Consider the following 19,104-nt stretch of genomic DNA (forward strand, 5'->3'; position numbering starts at 1 on the left):
ACGTCAGTCGCGATACGACGGATCGATCCGGTCGAGCCGGCGCAGCAGCGCCGGCCATTCCAGTTCGCCTTCGATCGCGCCGCCGTCGCGCAGTTGTTCGGCGGTGCGCTCGGCGACGGCCGGCTCCGGCAGCACGAGCGGCCCGCCGCCGGCCTGCGCGCGCACCTGGATGTCGCACGCCTTGATCAGCGTATCCATCAGCACATAGGCTTCGGCGACGGTCCGGCCGACCGTCAGCGTGCCGTGATTGCGCAGCAGCATCGCGGATTTCGCGCCGAGGCTCGCGGTCAGCCGCATGCCTTCGGCCGGCGAGAACGCGAGCGCTTCGTAGTCGTGGTACGCGAGATCGCCATGAAAGCGCAACGCGTGCTGCGACGCCGGCAGCAGCCCGTCGCGCTGGATCGACACGGCGATGCCGGCGGTATTGTGCAGGTGCATCACGCAGACGGCGTCGGCGCGCGCGGCGTGCACGGCCGCATGCAGCGCGAAACCGGTCACGTTGACGGCGTGCTCGCCGCCGCCGATCCGCTGGCCGGCCAGGTCGATCTTCACGAGGTTCGATGCGCAAACCTCGTCGAACGTCAGGCCGAACGGGTTGATCAGGAAGTGGCCGGGCTCGCCGGGCACGGTCGCGGACAGATGCGTGTAGATCAGGTCGTCCCAGCCGTTCAGCGCGACGAGCCGGTACGCGGCGGCGAGGTCGACGCGCAGCCGGCGCTCGGCGTCCGAGATCGGGCCGCCGGGCTTCACGGCATCAGGACGGTGTGCGAACGACATCGGGTTCTCCGAGGGTGAGGCGGCGCGCGACGGCCACGGTCGCCCACGACGCGAGCGCGAACGGGGCCGTGAACACGGGGATGCCCGCGCGCATCGCGAGCCATTGAATGAGCGCGGCGAGTGCGGCGGCCGCGAGCGCCGCACGCGGCCCGCGCGACATCAGTGCGAGCGCGGCGAGCGCGCCGTTGAAGCCGAGCAGGCCGCCGGCGAACGCCGCGCCGCTTGCGCCGAGTGCGACCAGCAGCACGGTCGACACGGCCGCGCCGCCGACCGCGAACGCGGCCGCGCGGCGGGATGCGACGGCGAGGCCGGCCACGACCAGCACGCCGGCCCATGCGCCGTGCGCGAAGGTGGTCTGGGCGACACCCGACAGCAGCGCGTCGGTGATGGAAGCCGGCGTCAGCGTCGGGCTGGCGGTCGCGCCGTCCGCATGCTGCAACGCGATGAACGGGAACCACAGCGCGGTGACGGCCAGGCACGGGCTCGAATACGGGCACTGGCGCCAGCGGGCGAGCGACACCCGCATCGCGCGTTGCACGAGCGCCGCGCCGATCGCCGCCAGCGGCACCAGCGCGATGGCGGCGAGTGGATGGGGCGCGAACAGCACGGCGATCAACGCGGCCAGCGCGCCGTTGAAGCCATGCAGCCCCTGTTCGACGTCGCGGCGCTCGGCGCCCGTCAACACGGCCGTCATGCTGGCGGCGGCCGTGCCGACCAGCGCCGCGCACGCGAGCCGCAGGTCGGTCAGCGCCAGCGCGGCGAGCAGCAGCGTGCCGGTGAGCGCGTTCGCCTGCAGCACGACCTGCCCGATGCCGCGCAGCAGCATGCGCAGGTCGATCGGCGGCGAGGCGGGGCGGGCGGTAGGCATGATGACGGCGGAACAGGATGAGCCGCGAGCATAGGACACAATCCCATGCACCGGAATAGGGAATTCTGGATAGTCGGGATTTGTGGTTGGTGCCCTGAAATGGGGCGTGACAGGTGTGTACTTGGATGTTTGTTAGCGTTTTAGCGAGCTTTATACGGTTTGTTAACATATTCGCGCCATTGCTATCGTTTTCGCGTGAGCTAGCGCGTTAACGTTTTCGTGTGGGATCGTGGAATTGTCAGTTCGAGGATGAGCACAGAGCGGCGCGAGTCGTGGAAGCTATCCGGTCAGCGTTCGAGGGGCCGGACGTAGACGTCGAACGCAAATGACGCACGCTGGACTCTTTGACGGTAGCATTCCCGATTGCCGGGATTTGCGCGACGATGCCCCGCAATGGGGAAACCGGGAGGCGGAACGATGCGTGAAGTGCGATGGGCGTCGCTCGAAGGCGACGGGGTCGAACATCTGACGTTCGACCGGCGCGGCGGCGCGATCGTCGTCGAAAGCGCGGTGGTCGGCCAGCGGTACGGTCGCGCGTATGGGCTCGCGTATCGCGTCGAATGCGACGCGCAATGGCGCGTGACTTACGCGGTGCTCAAGGTGATGGGCGGCGGCACGCTCGAATTGCACGGCGACGGCGCCGGGCATTGGCGCGACGGTTCAGGCCGCGCACTGCCGGAACTGGAGGGTTGCATCGACATCGACATCGCGGCGACGCCGTTCACGAATTCGCTGCCGATCGGCCGCCTCGGGCTCGCGCGCGGCGAGCGGCGGCCGATCGACGTCGCGTACATCTCGACGCCGGACCTGACCGTCAAGCCGGTCAAGCAGGCTTATGCGTGCATCGAGCCGGGCCGCCGCTATCGCTACGAAGGGATCTTCCGGAATTTCACCGCGGAGATGGACATCGACGACGACGGGCTCGTCGTCGATTACGAGACGCTGTTCAGACGCCTGCCGGCACCGCCGACGGCGCGCTGAACCGCGGCGTTCGTCGCCGCCGGCCGCTCCTGCGCGGACGCGAAGCGGTCGATCCGCGATGCGATCATGTCCGGGTGACGCAGCACGATCCAGTGCGTGCCGTCGATTTCCTCGCGCACGTGGTCGCCGAGCCAGCGATCGAGATCGACCGACATCTCGGGCGTCACGTAGCGATCGCGCGTCGGAACCAGGATCTGCACCGGCGCCTGCGCGTACCGCTCCCGCGGCCTGCGGGCTCGCGCGAGAAAATTCGCGCGGTACATCTGCATCCCGTTCAGCGCGTTCTTCAGTTGCACGGGATCGCGCTCGGCGCGCACGCGTTCGGTGAGCTGGAGCCAGCGCGGCCACAGCGCCGCACCGCCGAGCCGCCACACCAGCGACGGTACGAGCGGCAGGTGGAAGAACGCGATGTACCACGACTTCAGGCTCTGCTTGACGCGCATCTTCGCGCGGAACACGTGATCGAGGCACGGGCCCGAGATCGACGTGTACGACGCGATGCGGCCGCGGAACGCGGGATCGGTCACGGCTTCCCAGCACTGGATCGAGCCCCAGTCGTGGCCGACCAGGTGGAACGGCCGGCCGCCGCAGGTCGCATCGGCCACTGCCTTCAGGTCGCCGGCGAGCCGTTCGAGCGTGTAGTCGGCACGGCGGCGCGGCGCATCCGATGCACCGGCGCCGCGCACGTCGTATGCGATCACGCGGTAGCGTTTCGCGAGCCGCGCGCGGATCGGCGCCCACACGGCCGCCGAGTCGGGATAGCCATGCACGAGGATCAGCGGCGGCGCGCGACGCGAGCCGCTTACGTAGACGGCGAGTTTCACGTCGCCGGACCGGACGGTCAGCATCTCGTGAGCGCGCGCCATGGCGTCATGCCTGCGCCACCGAATGCAGCGGCACGCGGCGCGGGGCGGCCTGCGCCGCATAGCGCGCGTTGGTCGCGTCGATGTTCTCGAGCAGCGTGTCGAGCTCCTGCAAGTACTGATGGTTGTCGTGATCCCACGGGTGGAAGCCCGGGCGGAAGTAGTCGAGCCATTCGCGCGCGATGCTCGCGAACACGCCGTTCTTCGGGCTGTACAGATACTTCACGAGGCGCCACATGCCGCCGAACTTGCCGTGTTCGCGACGATGGGCGAGCATCAGCCGCACGTGGAAGTCGAACACGATGGCCCAGAAGAACACGGTCGTCGTCAGCATCGTGCCGGTGCGCAGCAGATAGCTGCCGAGGCCCGGCTTCATCACGGTGCGCCACACGTCGTAGGACACCGCCTTGTGCTCGGTTTCCTCCATCGCGTGCCACATCCACATCTGCTGGTAGCCTTCGACGGAGCCGTCGATCCGGTGCTCGTGGCCCGACAGCAACTGGTTCGCGAGGATCGCCGTGTAGTGCTCGAGCGCGATCGTGATCGCCAGCTGCATCGAGTGCGGCAGCACCTTCTTGAACCAGCCGAGGATCGTCCACAGGCGCTTGTCGAGCTTGTGCGCGGGCAGGCCGGACGCTTGCAGCAGGTCGTTGTACTCGATGTGTTCGCGCGTGTGCATCGCTTCCTGCCCGATGAAGCCGAGCACCTGCTTCTTCAGCTCGGGGTCCTCGATCCGGTCGCGGTAGTGGCGCACCGAATCCATGAAGAAGCGCTCGCCGGCCGGGAACAGCAGCGACAGCGCGTTCATGAAGTGCGTGACCGGCACGCCCTGCACATGCCAGTCCTTCGCGCGTTCGGGCGGCAGCGCGAAACGGATGTCGCGCCGCACGGGCATCATGTTCGGTGTCGTCATGATTGTTCTCCCTGGTTGCCTGCATTGTTGTAGGTGGCGTGCACCGGCGCCGGCGTGCCGCGTGCGGCATGGCGGCGGGCCTTCGCGGCCTCGCGGCGCGTCGCGAGCACGACGAGCGCCTGGTAGGCGGCCGGCAGGATGCGCGCCATCCAGTCGGCGCCCTTCGCGTCGCGGCCGATCAGCACGCGGCGCTTGTTCTTGCGCACGCCGGCGAGGATCGTGCGCGCGGCGTCGTCGGCGGTCGTGATGAAGAACTTCTCGAAGCTGTCCTTGCCTTGCTGTTCGCTCTCGACGATGAAGCCGACCATGTTCTTCGCGACGCGGCTCGATTGCGCGATGTTCGTGCGGATGCCGCCCGGATGCACGCAGGTGGCCGACACGCCGCACTTCATCATGTCGAGTTCCTGGCGCAGCGATTCGGTGAAGCCGCGCACCGCGAACTTGGTCGCGTTGTAGCCGCTCATGCCAGGCTGCGCGAAGATCCCGAAGATGCTCGACGTGTTGATCACGTGGCCGTCGCCCGATGCCTTCAGGTGCGGCAGGAACGCCTTCGTGCCGTGCACGACGCCCCAGAAGTTGATGTTCACGATCCACTCGAGATCGCCGTATTCCATGCCCTCGATCGTGCTCGACAGCGCGACGCCCGCATTGTTGAAGATCAGGTTGACCTTGCCGTGCTCCTTCGCGGTGTCGTCGGCCCACGCGAACATCGCGTCGCGATCGCCGACGTCGAGCACGCGCGTCGACACGCGCACGTTCGGCGCGATCGCGCGGACGATCCGTTCGGTTTCGGCGAGGCCGACGCCGTTCTTGTCGGCGAGCGACACGTGGCAGCCGGCCTGCGCGAGCTGGATCGCGAGCGCGCGGCCCATGCCCGAGCCGGCGCCCGTGATCGCGGCGACCTTGTTGGCGAAATCTTTCATGTCGGTGGCTCCTTGTCTGGCTCAGGCCGCTTCGGCGGACGTGGAAGCGGAAGCGGCGGGCGCGGCGACGGGCCGCGCGGTCGTGTCGTGCTGCGGCGCGCGATACGCGTGGTAATCGGCGATCGAGAAGTGCGCGGTTGCCTGCCTGAAGCGCCACGTGAAGCCCGGCCACAGTGTCGTGTTCTTGCCGGTGCGCGGGTCGAGGTACCAGCTCTTGCAGCCGCCCGTCGACCAGATCGCCTTTTTCAGCTTGCCCTGCAGGTCGTTGTTGAACTGCGCCTCGACGAGCGGGCGCACCTCGATCGCATCGGCGCGTTCGCGGTGCATCGCCTGCAGCGCGCCGAGGATGTACTCGATCTGCGACTCGATCATGAACACCATCGAGTTGTGACCGAGGCCCGTATTCGGGCCGACGATCATGAAGAAGTTCGGATAGCCCGGCAGCGTCGTGCCGAGATACGCATGCGCGCCGTCGCGCCACGCGTCGACGATGTCGAGGCCGCCGCGGCCGATGATCGCCCCGCGCGGATACGGGTCGGCCACCTGGAAGCCGGTACCGTAGATCAGGCAGTCGACTTCATGACGCTTGCCGTCGGTCGTCACGACCGCGTCGGCTTCGATGTGGTCGATGCCGGTCGTGATCACGTCGACGTTCTTGCGCGACAGCGCCGGGTAATAGTCGTTCGAGATCAGCACGCGCTTGCAGCCGAGCGTGTAGTTCGGCGTGACCGTCTTGCGCAGCTCCGGATCGGGGATCTGCTTGCGGATGTGGCGCAGCGCGAGCTTCTGCACGTTCTTCATCAGCGACGGATGGATCGCGAAGCCGAGCACGCGCGATTCGAGCATCCAGTAGATGCCGCTGCGCACGATCTTCTGCGTGAACGGCAGCGTGCGGAACAGCCATTTCTCGAAGCCGGTCAGGTTGCGGTCGGGCTTCGGCATGATCCACGGCGGCGTGCGCTGGAACAGCGCGAGCGACTTCACGCGCGGCGCGATCTGCGGCACGAACTGGATCGCGCTCGCACCGGTGCCGATCACCGCGACGCGTTTGCCTTCGAGCGCGTAATCGTGATCCCACTGCTGCGAATGGAATGCGCGACCCTGGAAGGTTTCGACGCCGGGAATCGCCGGCAGCGCGGCGCGCGACAGCCCGCCCATCCCCGACACCAGCACGCGCGCGGACAGCCGCTTGCCGTTCGCGAACGTGAGGCGCCAGCGTTGCGCGGCTTCGTCGTATTCGGCGCGCTGCAATTCGTGATTCATCCGCAGGTGCGGGCCGACGCCGAAGCGCTGCACGCAGTCTTCCAGATACGCGCGGATCTCCGGCTGCGGCGCGAACATGCGCGTCCAGCGCGGGTTCGGCGCGAACGAGAACGAATAGACGTGCGATTGCACGTCGCATGCACACCCGGGGTAATGATTGTCGCGCCACGTGCCGCCGACCGACGCGGCCTTCTCGAGGACGACGAAGTCGGTCACGCCCGTTTGTTTCAGGCGGATCGCCATCCCGAGGCCGGCGAAGCCGGTGCCGATGATGGCGATGTCGATGGTTTCGTCCAGGCCGTCATGGCCGGCTGGACCGAAAGGCAACGTGCGAGCATTCATCCGGGTGTCTCCGATTTGGCTCATTTTTTAATGTTACATTGGTTGATGTAACGATAGTGCGTGAACCTCGAAACCGCAAGGGGCTAGAAGCGGCGCTCTAAGCGCCGAAAACCAGGCGGGAAAAGGCTGAGCGGGGTTTGGAACGGGTCGCTTTCCGCGATGCGGGATGAGCGGAAAAGGCCGTCGACAGGGCGAGACACGGAAGAAGCGGGGCCGCCGGCGTGCGGCGACCTGTTTGAAACGGTATCAGGGACGGATCGACCGGTTGGCCGTCTCATGGAAAACCCCGGCCACGATCGTGACCTGCGCGAGCGCATAGAGGCCCCAGATGAAATAGTCGATACCCGGAAAACCGCCGAGGAACCGGCCGACGCCGATCAGCGTGTCGGAGCCGACGAAGACCAGGCTGCCGAGCGCGACCAGCGGGCCATGCGTGCGGGCGGCGAGCGCGAAGCTCGCCATCGCGCACAGCACGAGCATGTAGACGGCGACCGGCGCCTGCAACTCGCCGAGATGCGGGAAGAACGCCACGTAAAACGCCGGCGCGGCGATCCACAGCCCGACGAGCGCAACGATGCGCCAGCCGTGCGGCCGCGCGCGCCACCGGAAGAAGATCGCGCAATAACACAGATGCGTGAGCAGGAACGCGCCGAGGCCGAGGACGAACGACAGCGGCCAGTCGGGCAGCGCGAGCAGCACGTCGCCGAGCACGGCGCTCGCGAGCGCCGCGCACAGCCACGTGCGTTCGCGCGCCGCGCCGCAGGTGCTGCCCGCCGCGAGCAGCAGGATGCCCATCGCGGCTTTTGCGGCGGCCTGGCCCGGATAGGGCGCGGCGGCGAGCGACAGCCCGTACAGTAGCGCCGCGGCGATGGCGAGCGGCCGGAGCCGGCGGTAGGCGGCGGGAAGCGTGGCGATCAAGGCGGGTGTCTCCGGTTCGTTGTCGTCCGCGGTGGACGGCGCGCGGTCGATGGCGCGGCTGCCGGCCATTATCCGGAAGAACGGGGGCGCGAAAACCGGCGAATCCTTCTAGGAAACGACGGCGACGCGCCGCGACGCCGCCAGCGGATTTTTCCGCGCGTTGCCCCGGCTGAACCGGGGCAACGGCTGCGAATCGGCTTGCTATGATCGCCGCGGTATTGCCGTTGTCGCTGTCGATGTCCCGCCTCGCCTCGCGACCGGATGCGCGAGCCGGTGCAGGCCCGACGTATCCACGCCGTGCCCGGCCCGAGCGCTCGCTCGAAGCGGGGCGCCCCGGCCACCACGAACCCGAACCCGACCATGACCGAACTTCTTCACGGCGACGGCGCGATCCGTCGCACGACGCCGTACGGCTCCTCGATCGAAAACACCTATGCGGGCGTGCTGTCGTTCATGCGCCGCAATTACTCGCGCACGCTCGACGGTATCGACGTCGCGATCTCCGGCGTGCCGCTCGATCTCGCGACGACCTATCGTTCCGGTGCGCGGCTCGGGCCGGCCGCGATTCGTGCGGCGAGCGTGCAGCTCGCGGAGCTCCATCCGTATCCGTGGGGCTTCGATCCGTTCGACGACCTCGCGGCCGTCGACTACGGCGACTGCTGGTTCGACGCGCACAACCCGCTGTCGATCAAGCCCGCGATCGTCGAGCATGCGCGCACGATCCTGCGCTCGGGCGCGAAGATGCTGACGCTCGGCGGCGACCACTACATCACGTATCCGCTGCTGGTCGCGCACGCGGAGCGCTACGGCAAGCCGCTGTCGCTGATCCATTTCGACGCGCACTGCGATACGTGGGCCGACGACGATCCGGACAGCCTCAATCACGGGACGATGTTCTACAAGGCGGTGAAGGAAGGGCTCATCGATCCCGCGACGTCGGTGCAGATCGGCATCCGCACGTGGAACGACGACTTTCTCGGGATCGAGCGGCTCGATGCCGCGTGGGTGCATGACCATGGTGCGCGGGCGGCGGTCGAGCGGATCGTCGAGATCGTCGGCGAGCGGCCTGCGTATCTGACGTTCGATATCGATTGTCTCGATCCCGCCTTCGCGCCGGGAACGGGGACGCCGGTCGCGGGCGGGTTGTCGTCGGCGCAGGCGCTGGCGATCGTGCGGGGGCTCGGGGCGGTGAATCTGGTCGGCGCGGATGTGGTGGAGGTGGCGCCTGCGTACGATCACGCGGACATCACGGCGATCGCGGCCGCGCACGTGGCTTGCGATCTGCTGTGCCTGTGGCGGCAGAAGAAGGTGGCGGGGCGGTGAAGTCGGCGAACGGACGTGTCGTGCAGGAGGCCGGTGGGCAGTTGCCCGCCGGTTTTCTCGATGGCCGTCTGCGCTGATGTCGCCAGTACGTCGTCAACGTTCGCGCGGAGAGGGCGCAGCTTGACGACGACGTGGGACGGGCGATCGGGAAGTTCGCACCGACCGCGCCGACGGCTCATATGCCGGGCGGGCGCGGGTACTGGGGCGCTGCCGTCAACCGCGCGTATCGACCCAGTTGCGTGCCCAGCGTGCCGAATGCGCCAGCGCCTGCGCTTCGCTCGCGAAGTAATCGAGCGAATAGAACTGGTAGCGGCCTTCGCCGTGCGTGCTGTCGGTACGTTCGAGCAGCAGGTTGGATGAAAAATACCCGTCGGGCAGCCGATGCGCCGAGGGTTGGACGGCATAGCCGTTGTACTGTTGAATTCGTTGGTTGTCCATTTTAATTTTAATGATGGTCGAGTGCGCGCGTGCCGTGCGCGTTATACGCACGGGTACGCCGATTCAACGCCATTGCGAGCTGAATCTGACGCAGTCGGAAAGCGAAAAATGAGGCGTTGCGGCCGGAGGGGGGATGAAGTGCAACGAGACGTGTGACGCCGGGCGAGCTGCTGACTGAACAGATGCAGATCGAGCCGATCGCGCCAACTTTGGGAGACGAAGCTCCGTGGGGATGTCGCTGCGACCCGGCGTCCGTCGTGGGAGGCCGGGCCCTTCAAACTTTACAGCGGCTTGATGTTGGCCGCTTGCAGACCCTTCGGGCCTTGCTTCGTTTCGAAGCTCACTTTTTGATTCTCGGCCAGCGTCTTGAAGCCGTCGGCGCGGATTTCGGAGAAGTGAGCGAACAGGTCGTCACCGCCCTTGTCCGGCGTGATGAAGCCAAAGCCTTTGCTGTCGTTGAACCACTTGACGATACCGGTATCCATGAAGATTCCTTGAGAAAAAATATACGGGGATTTGCTCTGTGAAAGAGCGCTTGAAGCGTCAAGGAGGGAGAGGACAACGAATACCGCTGAGGGGAGAGCGAGCAATTGATGAACAGCAATCGGACTTCTTGGACTTCGACGCATACACTAACCGCCGGGCGGGTTCACGTCAACCGATAACTTGTAACTGTTTCGCGGCGCGGCCGGTGACCGTGGGCGGCGCGATGCGGCGCCGTCCGGCGGGAATGACGGTCGAACGGCGCTGCCGGCCATGCGCCGGTCCCGGCGAACGGCGCTTCTCATCGGCAACGGCCGTCGGTCCTTCCGCGAACCGGATGCGCGCGCGTCGTTCGTGAAGAACCGACGCAAGACGGCGGGCGGCTGGCCCTATGCGTTGTCGCCGTCGCCTTGCGTATCGGTCGTACCCGACTGCCGCGCCGCTTCGTCGCTGAGCTTCTTGTCGAGGATCGTCGCGACCCGCCCGCCGAGATACGCGCTGGCGGCCGTTTCGAGCGCGCGGTTCGTCTCGGCCTCGACGAACACGGCCGCGAGCGGGCGCAGGCGCCAGATCGCGTCGACCAGTTCCGGCACGTCGGTGGCCGGCGGCAGCGTGTCGGCGTCGTAACGGTCGAGCCGTTTCACGACGAGATCGACGAGCAGCCGCGCGATCGCGTCGAAATGCGGGCGCGCGAGGCTGATCACGTCGAGCAGCTCGCGCGGCGGAATCCCTTCCTTCGTCATCGCGGCCGCCGCCTCGAGCAGCGCGGGGCTTTTCGCGACGAACGACAGGCCGCGCCGTTCGAGCAGCCCGAGCTCGGTCACGCGCGACAGTTGCGTGGTCGCCTGCGGGCCGAACATCTGCGCGAGCGCGGCGAGCGAATAGGTTTTCGGCAACTCGTGCGACCAGCGGCCGCCGATCGCGTTTTCGAGGCCGAGGATCGAGCGCAGGTCGTGGCCTTCGTCGATCGCCTTGATCAGGTCCTGGATGTTCGACAGCGTATAGCCGCGCGCGAGCAGATGGTTGATCAGCTTCAGGCGCGCGACGTGCGTGTCGTCGTAGATGCCGACGCGTCCGCGTTTCTCCGGCGGCGCGAGCAGCCCGCGATCCTGATAGGCGCGGACGTTGCGCACGGTGGTATCGGACACGCGCGCGAGTTCGTCGACCGTGTACTCGTTGCGGGAATCCGGCGTGGCCTCGTCGGGCGTGGAATGAGTCTGTTTTGGCATGCGGCCATTCTAGCGCGCCGCGCCAGGCTCGGGCGAGGCGGGGCGCGTGTTCGCGCCGTCGCCGAGCGGGCGCTGCAGCAGCGCCGTGTCGATCCAGCGGCCGTGCTTGAAACCGACCGCTTTCAGCAGGCCGGCCGGCTCGAAGCCGAACGCGCGATGCAGCGACGTCGAGCCGCCGGTGCCGCCGTCGGCGATCACCGCGATCATCTGCCGCCACGGGCCGCGTTCGCAGTGCTCGATCAGCGCCGCGAGCAGCGCGCGGCCGATGCCGCGCCCACGCTGCGCCTCGTCGATGTAGATCGAATCCTCGATCGCGAAGCGATACGCGCTGCGCGTGCGGTACGGCGTCGCGTAGGCGTAGCCGGCCACGCGGCCGTCGCATTCGGCGACGAGATACGGCAACCCGTGGCGCAGCACCGCGTCGCGGCGTGCGCGCAGTTCGGCGACGTCGGGCGGCGTTTCCTCGAACGACGCGACGCTGTGATGCACGTGGTGCGCATAGATCGCGTGAATTGCATCGAGGTCGGCGTCGGTCGCGTCGCGAACGACGCAGGCGGGAGCGGCAGGCATGGCGGTAGGGCGAGCGAAGTCAAAACGCTACTATGCCGGCTGCTGGCGCGGCTGGTAAAGCCGTTTGCGGTTTCGGCGGCTTACAGCCGGCCGTCCGCCGCGTGGACCGCATCGGCGATCGCGTCGGCCACGCGCTGCACGCGCGGCGACCGGCGCACGTCCGGATGAACGACGAGCCAGATCTCGCGCTCGATGTCGCAGCGCGGCGCGGCCGTCAGCTCGACGAGCGGCGCGCCGGCGTGCGTGGCCGGATCGTCGACGAGAAACCGCGGCAGCAGCGCGACGCCGGCCCCGGCTGCGCACGCGCGATGCTGCGCGGCCAGGTCGTTGGCGACGAACGCAAAACGACGCCCGGCCGCGAAGCGTTCGAGCCATTGCTGCTGCGGCGTTTGCGCGAGCGCATCGTCGTAGCCGACGAACGGCCAGCTATCGGGCGGCGCGTCCGCCCATTCCCGGGTCGCGCACAGCGCGAAGCGCATCGTGCCGAGCCGGCGCGCGGCGAGCCCCGGTTCGCTCGGCCGCGACAGCCGCACCGCGAGATCGGCTTCGCGTGCGTACAGGTTCGCCGCATGCATCTCGCCCATCAGGTCGATCCGCAACGCCGGCCATGCGCGCAGCGCGCGGGCCAGGCGCGGCGCGAGGAAATGGTTGGCGAATACCGGCGACGCCGATACGCGCACCACGCCGTCGAGCGTGGCCGCGCCCTGCGCCGCGCGCGCGAACGCATGCGCGTCGGCTTCGAGGCGCGCGGCGTGCTCGGCGACGTGCAGCCCCTCGTCGGTCGGCGGCCAGCCGCGCGGCAGCCGGTCGAACAGCCGGATTCCGAGCGCCGACTCCAGCGCATCGATCCGCCGCGCGACCGTCGAATGCTGGACCTGCAGCGCCCGGGCGGCGGCCGACAGGCTGCCGCCGCGCATCACCGCCAGGAAGTAGCGAATGTCGTCCCAGCTCATCGGCAGCATGGGTGCGGCGTTAGCCTCTCGATCGGTCGAATTTTGCACAGTAGATGGGCGTTGAACGTGAATTCCGTTCGATTATGCACGATGAGATGATCGTGTCACATCATTCGATAGCGAGGAATGCCATGACCCAAACCGCCCATGCCATCCGGATCGGGATCGACCGTTACGGCGACGCCGGCGTGCTGCGCCGCGTCGATGCGCCCGTCGCGCCGCCCGGGCCCGGAGAAGTGCGGATTCGCCAGACCGCGATCGGCGTGAATTTCGTCGACATCTATTTCAGGACGGGCGCGCACGCGTTGCCCGCGCTGCCGGAGGCGCTCGGCGTCGAGGCGGTCGGCGTGATCGACGCGGTCGGGGCGGGCGTGACGGATCTCGCGCCCGGGCAGCGCGTCGCATATGCGGGCCTGCCGACCGGCAGCTATGCGAGCCTGCGCACGATGCCGGCCGAGCGCGTGCTGCCGATTCCCGACGGGCTGAGCGACGAAGCCGCCGCCGCGGGGCTGCTGAAGGGCATCACCGTCTACATGCTGCTGCATCGCGTCCGGCAGGTCGGCGCCGGCGACACGGTGCTCGTGCATGCGGCGGCCGGCGGCGTCGGGCTGCTCGCGACGCAGTGGGCGCGTGCGCTCGGCGCGCGGGTGATCGGCACGGTCGGATCGGCCGCGAAGGCCGCGCTCGTGCGCGCGCACGGCGCGGAAGCGGTGGTCGATTATCGCGAGGAGGATTTCGTCGCGGCCGCGCGTACGTTCGGCGGCGGCGCGGGCGTCGACTACGCGATCGACGGCATCGGCGGCGACGTGCTGACCCGTACGCTCGGGGCGATTCGTCCGTTCGGCATGGTCGCGAGCATCGGGCAGGTCGCCGCGATCGGTGCGCGACAGACGTTCGAGCTCGACGAATTGGGCCCGGCCCGTTCGATCGCGCTCGCGCGGCCGAGCGTGCTCGGTTTCATCGCGCGCGACGCCGGCGCGTATCGGGACGCCGCGCGGGCGACGCTCGACCGGCTGGCGGGCGGGCTGCACGTCGAGATCGGCGCGCGGCTGCCGCTCGAACAGGCGGCCGACGCGCACCGGTTGCTGGAGTCGCGCGCGACGACGGGCGGGGTCGTGCTGCTGGCGTGACGACGGGCGAGGCTCGCGCGGCGGCCCGGCGGTCGCATCGCGAGCCGCCGGCACTCAATGGTGCTTGCGCAGCGGCGCATCTTCGACGAACCATGCGAGCACGAACGCGATCGCGATCACCGCCGCGGCCGACAGATAGACGACGTGCAGCGAACCGGCGAACGCGTGCAGGTACGCGTCGCGCACGGCATCCGGCAACTGGTGCACGGCGGCCGGGCCGAGCGCGGGCGGCAGTTCGGTACCGGCCGGCAGCGCGTGCATCATCCGCGACTGCAGCCCGTGCGAAAACAGCGCGCCGAATGCGGCGACGCCGAGCGAGCCGCCGATCGAGCGGAACAGCGTCGCGCCCGACGTCGCCACACCCATGTGCCGGAATTCGACCGTGTTCTGCACGGCGAGGGTCAGCACGGGCATCACCATCCCGAGCCCGATCCCGAGCAGCGCCATGTACGCGTACATCGTGTGCAGCGGCGTATCGAGCGTCAGCGTCGACAGCAGCGCCATCGCGACGCCGCCCATCAGCGTCCCCCCGATCGGGAACAGCCGGTACGAGCCGAACCGCGAGATCAGCCGCCCGCTGACGATCGACGTCACGAGCATCCCGCCCATCATCGGCAGCAGCTGCATGCCGGCCTGCGACGGCGTCGAGCCCTTCACGACCTGCAGGTAGAGCGGGATGAAGGTGACCGAGCCGAACAGCGCGATGCCGACCACGAAGCCGATCAGGCTGACCAGCACGAAGGTGCGATGGCGGAACAGGTCGAGCGGCATGATCGGCTCGGCCGCGATGCGCTCCTCATAAATGAAGCCGCCGATCGCGACGAGGCCGAGCACCAGCGTCATCCACAGCTGGGGCGACGTCCATGGCAGCAGCGAGCCGCCTTCGCTCGTGAACAGGATCACGCAGGTGAGGGCGGTCGCGAGGAACGCGGCACCCATGTAGTCGATCCGGTGCTTCACGTGCGCGGTGTGCGGCCGGAACGCCATGCCGATCACCGCGAGCGCGAGCACACCGAGCGGCAGGTTGATCGTGAAGATCCAGCGCCATGAAAGATGCTCGACCAGGAAGCCGCCGAGCAGCGGGCCGACGATCGTCGCGAGGCCGTAGACGCCGCCGAACATCCCCTGGTAGCGCGCCCGGCGATCGGGCGGGACCAGATCGCCGATCGCGGCCATCGTGACGACCATCAGGCCGCCGCCGCCGAGGCCCTGCAGCGCGCGCAGCACGATCAGTTGCGTCATGTCCTGCGCGATGCCGCACAGCGCGGAGCCGGCGAGGAACAGCGCGATCGCGACCTGCAGCACGATCTTGCGGCCGTACAGGTCGCCGAGCTTGCCGTACAGCGGCAGCACCACGGTCGACGACAGCAGGTACGCGGTGACGACCCACGACAACTGGTCGAGCCCGCCGAGTTCGCCGACGATCGTCGGCAGCGCGGTCGACACGATCGTCTGGTCGAGCGCGGACAGCAGCATCACGAGCAGCAGCGCGGCGACGATCAGCCCGGTCGGCGCGTCGCGGCGGGCCGCGTCCGCGGACGGGGAAGTAGGGAGCGTATGGGTCGTCATCGAAATATCTGCCATGGCAGGAAATTGAGTCGAAATATAGCCATTGATGATTGACTAGTCAATTTCTGCCCAGACTCAATATGTTGCAGTCGTAACGGGACATTGCCGCCCGAAAAATTGATCGCGGTCAGCCGCGAAGCAGGGACGGACTCAAGTTTTTTGCAGGCAAACCGTAATACAGCGTGCCGCGGACCGATTGCCGCGGCACTTTTCATCGCTCACGTGCCGTCATGAACCTGAACGCCCTGTTTTCCCGTTTCTCGATCCGTACGCGGATTTTCTCCACGCTCGGCCTCGTCGCCGCGCTGCTCGTCGTGTCGGGGCTGATCGGCCTCGCGGGCATGCAGAGCTCGAACCGCGCCCTCGACGAGGCCTATACGCGGCAACTCGCGGCGAAGACCGCGCTGTCCGCGGCGAGCCTGAACCTGACGATCGTGCGGACGACGCTCGACCGTGCGCTGCTGCATCCGGAAGCGCCGGAGGTGCCCGATCTCGTGAAGAAGGCCGAGGGCTATCTCGCGAAGGCGGACACGGCGTGGCGCACTTACGCGGCGATGCCGCACGGCGACGACGAGGGCCCGCTCGCGAGCCGCCTCGATGCCGCGCGCCAGGCGCTGATCGGACAGGCGTTGAAGCCGATGATCGACGCGATTCGCGAAGGGCGGCGCGACGAAGCCGACCGGTTGCTGATGACGGTCGCGCCGCCGCTGTCGGTCGCGCTCACGCAGGCGAGCGATGCGCTCGATGCGTACCAGGCCGCGCGCGGCAAGGACGTGTACGACACCGCGCAGACCTATTACGGCTGGATGCGCACGGGCGCGATCGCGGGCATCGCGTTTGGTTTGGCCGCGTGCCTCGGTTGCGCGATCGGCCTGCATTTCGCGATCACGCAGCCGGTGAATCGCCTGCTGTCGCATTTCCGTCGGCTGTCGGACGGCGACCTCACGTCGGAAGTGCACTGGTCGTCGCGCGACGAGATGGCCGAACTGGTCAAGGGCGTGACCGGCATGCAGCGCAGCCTCGCGGATACGGTGCGCCAGGTGAGCCAGGGTTCCGAAGCGATTTCGACGGCGACGCACCAGATCGCGGCCGGCAACACCGATCTGTCGCAGCGCACCGAGGAGCAGGCGTCGGCGCTGCAGCAGACGGCCGCGAGCATGGAGCAATTGACGGCGACCGTGAAGCAGAACGCCGATCACGCGCTCGAGGCGCAGGCCTGCGCGGACAGCGCGAGCGAGATCGCGACGCGCGGCGCGACGGTCGTCGGCGAGGTGATCGGCACGATGAACGAGATCGACCGGAGTTCGCAGAAGGTCGCCGACATCATCGGCACGATCGAAGGCATCGCGTTCCAGACCAACATCCTCGCGCTGAATGCGGCGGTCGAAGCCGCGCGCGCGGGCGAGCAGGGCCGCGGCTTCGCGGTGGTCGCGGGCGAGGTGCGCACGCTGGCGCAACGCTCGGCGTCCGCGGCGAAGGAAATCCGCACGCTGATCGGCGAATCGGTCGAGCGTGTCGCGACCGGCTCGCGGCTCGTCGGTACGGCCGGCGCGACGATGCAGGACATCCAGCAGGCGATCGGGCGCGTGACGGGCATCATGACGGAGATCGCGGCCGCATCGAGCGAGCAGCGCGACGGGATCGAGCAGGTGAACCGCGCGGTGTCGCAGATGGATCAGGTGTCGCAGCAGAACGCGGCGCTGGTCGAGCAGGCGGCCGCGGCTGCCGCGTCGCTCGAGGAGCAGGCGGATGGGCTGCGCCGCGCGGTGGGGGCGTTTCGGGTGGCTTGAAGCGAAATGACGGCGGCGCGGCGGCGGGCAGGCGCACCGCCCGCCGCGTCAACCGGCCGCGAGTTGCGCGGCCGCGCGCGACGATGCGACGATCAGCAGCTTCATCGTCGCGCGCGTCGCGCCGACGAACAGCTTGCGCGCGGCGCGCGCGTCGAGCGTGTCGAAATCGACTTCGGTCAGGATCACGCACGGCGCCGACTGGCCCTTGAAACGGTAGATCGAATCGAGCAGCACGTCGCCGTCGCGATACTCGGGGTTGCCGAACAGGTCGTACTTGCCGGTGAAGCGCTTGATCCGGTGCGGGCCGAGCTGGTCGAGGGATGCCAGCACCGAGCCTTCGCGGCCGCGGTACGACAGCACCGCGATGTCCTGCTTGCGAAAGCCGAGCGACAGCGCGTGCGTGATCGCACGCTTGGTCGCGTCGATGCAGGCTTGCGCCAACGCGTCGCCCGACGCGCCGTCTTCCCCGTATGCCGACACCGACGGATCGGAGCCGTCGAACGGGCTGCCCGAGCGCAATTCGGCCGCGAGCGGCTCGGCCCGGCCGACGACGTCGCGCACGAATTCGAGCAGGTCGCGCGGGCTGCGGTAATTGGTGAGCGCCTTCAGCGTGACCCAGCCGGGCAGCGCGACGGGTTCGCGCATGTACAGGTTCTGCAGCGGATCTTCCAGCCACCACCATGCGCCGTCCGGCGCGAGCAGGCGCTCCAGCGCGGCCGCCCACGGCGCGTGGAAATCCTGCCCTTCGTCGACGACCAGCACGTCGAAGCGCCAGCGTTCGGGAATCGGCGTTTGTGCGAAGCGCGCCTCGAGCCGTTCGAATTCGCCGGGCACCTGGAAGTCGGGCGTATAGCCGCCGTCGCGCGCGACCCAGTCGCACAGCTGGTGGTAGTTCGCGATCTTCGCGCCGGGCGGCGCGATGCGCGCGATGTAGTCGGCGAGCGGCCGGTTGAAGCATACGTAGAGCACACGCTGGCCGGCCGCGACCGCATCGCGCATCACCTGCACCGCGAGCTGTGTCTTGCCCGAACCCGCGGTGCCGGTGACGCGCAGCCGGAACGGCGTGAACGCGAGCTGGCGCGCCCATGCGGCGAGCCCGCCCGACAGCCGGGTGACGAGCGTGCCGGCCTGTCCGACGAGCGCGCTCGTGTCGGGCGTGAGCGCGAGCTCGTCCGCGAGGAAATGGTGGAGCTTCGGCGCGTTTGGAAACGGCGCGTCGTCCTCGGGCAGGACTTGCAGGATCACTTGCGCGAGCTGCGTCTTGCGCGACGCGTCGACGATGCGCTCGGGCGCGACGCCGGCGATCGACGCGTCGCGGATCGAATAGTCGGGGCAGTACAGCAGCGCCTCGACGCCGTAGACGCCCGCGCCGAGCGCGGCCGTCAGGCGCCGGTGCAGCGTCTCCTGCGTGCGCGCGAGCTGGATCGGGACATTGCGTTCCTTTTGCAGGTAGACCTTCACGAGCCCTTTCGGGGTTTCGCGCAGGAAGCCGGCCTTCTGCTCGATCAGCAGCACGCGGCCGGCCGGACTCACGACGACGAACGCGGCTTCGCCGAACACCGAGAACGCCTGGTCGGCGCGCGTCCAGTGGACGCCGTGATACACGGTGTAGCTGTCGGGCAGTGCGTGCTCGAGCGCGGCGAGCGTTTCGCGCTCGCGTTCGGCCGCGCCGGTCGCGGCGAGGCTTTTCCAGTCGTCGGGGATGAGGCGGGCCATGGAGTCGGGCGGCGGATGCCGGCGTGCGCGTGAACGGGTGCGGCTATTGTACTGA

The 19,104-nt window shown here is 68.4% G+C and carries 18 protein-coding genes; 4 read left to right on the top strand and 14 right to left on the bottom strand.

Annotation, left to right across the window (positions count from 1 at the left end; all coding sequences use genetic code 11):
• Positions 1-3 precede the first annotated feature (3 nt).
• Together WS95_RS02560 and WS95_RS02565 are read right to left on the bottom strand one after the other, a co-directional pair.
• Positions 4-777, bottom strand: a complete 774-nt coding sequence (locus tag WS95_RS02560) for a class II aldolase/adducin family protein (protein WP_059822095.1) — start codon at positions 775-777, stop codon at positions 4-6.
• Positions 755-1,645 (bottom strand): urea transporter, encoded by an 891-nt coding sequence (locus WS95_RS02565; RefSeq protein ID WP_059822097.1) that lies wholly within the window; start codon positions 1,643-1,645, stop codon positions 755-757. The genes WS95_RS02560 and WS95_RS02565 overlap by 23 nt, the downstream gene beginning before the upstream one ends.
• A 417-nt stretch (positions 1,646-2,062) precedes the next feature.
• Here WS95_RS02565 and WS95_RS02570 point away from each other — a divergent pair, with 417 nt between their 5' ends.
• Positions 2,063-2,626: a putative glycolipid-binding domain-containing protein gene (locus WS95_RS02570; RefSeq protein ID WP_034204607.1), complete on the top strand. Its 564-nt coding sequence runs from the start codon at positions 2,063-2,065 to the stop codon at positions 2,624-2,626.
• On the opposite strand, the gene WS95_RS02575 is transcribed toward WS95_RS02570, so the two are convergent.
• From WS95_RS02575 to WS95_RS02595, 5 genes are all read right to left on the bottom strand, one after another.
• The gene (locus tag WS95_RS02575; protein ID WP_059783084.1) at positions 2,578-3,492 is read right to left on the bottom strand and encodes an alpha/beta fold hydrolase; all 915 of its coding nucleotides are present in this window, start codon (positions 3,490-3,492) and stop codon (positions 2,578-2,580) included. The genes WS95_RS02570 and WS95_RS02575 overlap by 49 nt on opposite strands.
• Before the next feature lie 4 nt (positions 3,493-3,496).
• Positions 3,497-4,402: a metal-dependent hydrolase gene (locus WS95_RS02580; protein WP_059822098.1), complete on the bottom strand. Its 906-nt coding sequence runs from the start codon at positions 4,400-4,402 to the stop codon at positions 3,497-3,499.
• Positions 4,399-5,325 (bottom strand): SDR family NAD(P)-dependent oxidoreductase, encoded by a 927-nt coding sequence (locus tag WS95_RS02585; protein WP_034204609.1) that lies wholly within the window; start codon positions 5,323-5,325, stop codon positions 4,399-4,401. Before WS95_RS02585 ends, WS95_RS02580 begins: the two co-directional genes overlap by 4 nt.
• A 21-nt stretch (positions 5,326-5,346) precedes the next feature.
• Positions 5,347-6,930: a flavin-containing monooxygenase gene (locus tag WS95_RS02590; protein ID WP_059822100.1), complete on the bottom strand. Its 1,584-nt coding sequence runs from the start codon at positions 6,928-6,930 to the stop codon at positions 5,347-5,349.
• 246 nt (positions 6,931-7,176) lie between these two features.
• On the bottom strand, positions 7,177-7,848 hold the full coding sequence (locus WS95_RS02595; protein ID WP_034206159.1) for a lysoplasmalogenase: 672 nt from the start codon (positions 7,846-7,848) through the stop codon (positions 7,177-7,179).
• A gap of 360 nt (positions 7,849-8,208) precedes the next feature.
• Between WS95_RS02595 and speB the strand changes: the two genes are divergently transcribed.
• The gene (gene speB / locus WS95_RS02600; protein WP_059822102.1) at positions 8,209-9,171 is read left to right on the top strand and encodes an agmatinase; all 963 of its coding nucleotides are present in this window, start codon (positions 8,209-8,211) and stop codon (positions 9,169-9,171) included.
• A 213-nt stretch (positions 9,172-9,384) separates the two neighbouring features.
• Here the strand turns inward: speB and WS95_RS02605 are convergent, their stop codons facing one another.
• The 5 genes from WS95_RS02605 to WS95_RS02625 form a co-directional block, all read right to left on the bottom strand.
• Entirely contained in the window at positions 9,385-9,609 is a 225-nt protein-coding gene (locus tag WS95_RS02605) for a hypothetical protein (RefSeq protein WP_059822103.1), read from the bottom strand.
• A gap of 281 nt (positions 9,610-9,890) precedes the next feature.
• Positions 9,891-10,094, bottom strand: a complete 204-nt coding sequence (locus WS95_RS02610; protein WP_011549079.1) for a cold-shock protein — start codon at positions 10,092-10,094, stop codon at positions 9,891-9,893.
• A 387-nt stretch (positions 10,095-10,481) separates the two neighbouring features.
• Positions 10,482-11,321, bottom strand: a complete 840-nt coding sequence (locus tag WS95_RS02615) for a MerR family transcriptional regulator (protein ID WP_059822105.1) — start codon at positions 11,319-11,321, stop codon at positions 10,482-10,484.
• 9 nt (positions 11,322-11,330) lie between these two features.
• A complete protein-coding gene (locus WS95_RS02620) occupies positions 11,331-11,891 on the bottom strand; it encodes a GNAT family N-acetyltransferase (RefSeq protein ID WP_059783090.1) in 561 nt (186 codons plus the stop codon).
• A gap of 80 nt (positions 11,892-11,971) precedes the next feature.
• Positions 11,972-12,844: a LysR family transcriptional regulator gene (locus WS95_RS02625; RefSeq protein ID WP_059822767.1), complete on the bottom strand. Its 873-nt coding sequence runs from the start codon at positions 12,842-12,844 to the stop codon at positions 11,972-11,974.
• A gap of 131 nt (positions 12,845-12,975) precedes the next feature.
• Between WS95_RS02625 and WS95_RS02630 the strand changes: the two genes are divergently transcribed.
• Positions 12,976-13,974, top strand: a complete 999-nt coding sequence (locus tag WS95_RS02630; protein WP_059822107.1) for a quinone oxidoreductase family protein — start codon at positions 12,976-12,978, stop codon at positions 13,972-13,974.
• Positions 13,975-14,028: 54 nt separating this feature from the next.
• Here the strand turns inward: WS95_RS02630 and WS95_RS02635 are convergent, their stop codons facing one another.
• Positions 14,029-15,543 (bottom strand): MDR family MFS transporter, encoded by a 1,515-nt coding sequence (locus WS95_RS02635; RefSeq protein WP_059822108.1) that lies wholly within the window; start codon positions 15,541-15,543, stop codon positions 14,029-14,031.
• A 230-nt stretch (positions 15,544-15,773) separates the two neighbouring features.
• Here WS95_RS02635 and WS95_RS02640 point away from each other — a divergent pair, with 230 nt between their 5' ends.
• The gene (locus tag WS95_RS02640) at positions 15,774-17,333 is read left to right on the top strand and encodes a methyl-accepting chemotaxis protein (RefSeq protein ID WP_059822110.1); all 1,560 of its coding nucleotides are present in this window, start codon (positions 15,774-15,776) and stop codon (positions 17,331-17,333) included.
• Between the two features lie 48 nt (positions 17,334-17,381).
• Here WS95_RS02640 and WS95_RS02645 read toward each other — a convergent pair whose 3' ends face one another.
• The gene (locus WS95_RS02645) at positions 17,382-19,049 is read right to left on the bottom strand and encodes an ATP-binding domain-containing protein (RefSeq protein ID WP_059822112.1); all 1,668 of its coding nucleotides are present in this window, start codon (positions 19,047-19,049) and stop codon (positions 17,382-17,384) included.
• Between the last annotated feature and the right edge of the window lie 55 nt (positions 19,050-19,104).

Source organism: Burkholderia sp. MSMB1826 (assembly GCF_001526325.1).
Classification (GTDB): domain Bacteria; phylum Pseudomonadota; class Gammaproteobacteria; order Burkholderiales; family Burkholderiaceae; genus Burkholderia.

Bases quoted from the DNA above. Each gene is read 5' to 3' on its own strand.
- WS95_RS02560 (WP_059822095.1), bottom strand. From the start codon at position 777: ATGTCGTTCGCACACCGTCCTGATGCCGTGAAGCCCGGCGGCCCGATC.
- WS95_RS02565 (WP_059822097.1), bottom strand. From the start codon at position 1,645: ATGCCTACCGCCCGCCCCGCCTCGCCGCCGATCGACCTGCGCATGCTG.
- WS95_RS02570 (WP_034204607.1), top strand. From the start codon at position 2,063: ATGCGTGAAGTGCGATGGGCGTCGCTCGAAGGCGACGGGGTCGAACAT.
- WS95_RS02575 (WP_059783084.1), bottom strand. From the start codon at position 3,492: ATGGCGCGCGCTCACGAGATGCTGACCGTCCGGTCCGGCGACGTGAAA.
- WS95_RS02580 (WP_059822098.1), bottom strand. From the start codon at position 4,402: ATGACGACACCGAACATGATGCCCGTGCGGCGCGACATCCGTTTCGCG.
- WS95_RS02585 (WP_034204609.1), bottom strand. From the start codon at position 5,325: ATGAAAGATTTCGCCAACAAGGTCGCCGCGATCACGGGCGCCGGCTCG.
- WS95_RS02590 (WP_059822100.1), bottom strand. From the start codon at position 6,930: ATGAATGCTCGCACGTTGCCTTTCGGTCCAGCCGGCCATGACGGCCTG.
- speB (WP_059822102.1), top strand. From the start codon at position 8,209: ATGACCGAACTTCTTCACGGCGACGGCGCGATCCGTCGCACGACGCCG.
- WS95_RS02605 (WP_059822103.1), bottom strand. From the start codon at position 9,609: ATGGACAACCAACGAATTCAACAGTACAACGGCTATGCCGTCCAACCC.
- WS95_RS02610 (WP_011549079.1), bottom strand. From the start codon at position 10,094: ATGGATACCGGTATCGTCAAGTGGTTCAACGACAGCAAAGGCTTTGGC.
- WS95_RS02615 (WP_059822105.1), bottom strand. From the start codon at position 11,321: ATGCCAAAACAGACTCATTCCACGCCCGACGAGGCCACGCCGGATTCC.
- WS95_RS02620 (WP_059783090.1), bottom strand. From the start codon at position 11,891: ATGCCTGCCGCTCCCGCCTGCGTCGTTCGCGACGCGACCGACGCCGAC.
- WS95_RS02625 (WP_059822767.1), bottom strand. From the start codon at position 12,844: ATGAGCTGGGACGACATTCGCTACTTCCTGGCGGTGATGCGCGGCGGC.
- WS95_RS02630 (WP_059822107.1), top strand. From the start codon at position 12,976: ATGACCCAAACCGCCCATGCCATCCGGATCGGGATCGACCGTTACGGC.
- WS95_RS02635 (WP_059822108.1), bottom strand. From the start codon at position 15,543: ATGACGACCCATACGCTCCCTACTTCCCCGTCCGCGGACGCGGCCCGC.
- WS95_RS02640 (WP_059822110.1), top strand. From the start codon at position 15,774: ATGAACCTGAACGCCCTGTTTTCCCGTTTCTCGATCCGTACGCGGATT.
- WS95_RS02645 (WP_059822112.1), bottom strand. From the start codon at position 19,049: ATGGCCCGCCTCATCCCCGACGACTGGAAAAGCCTCGCCGCGACCGGC.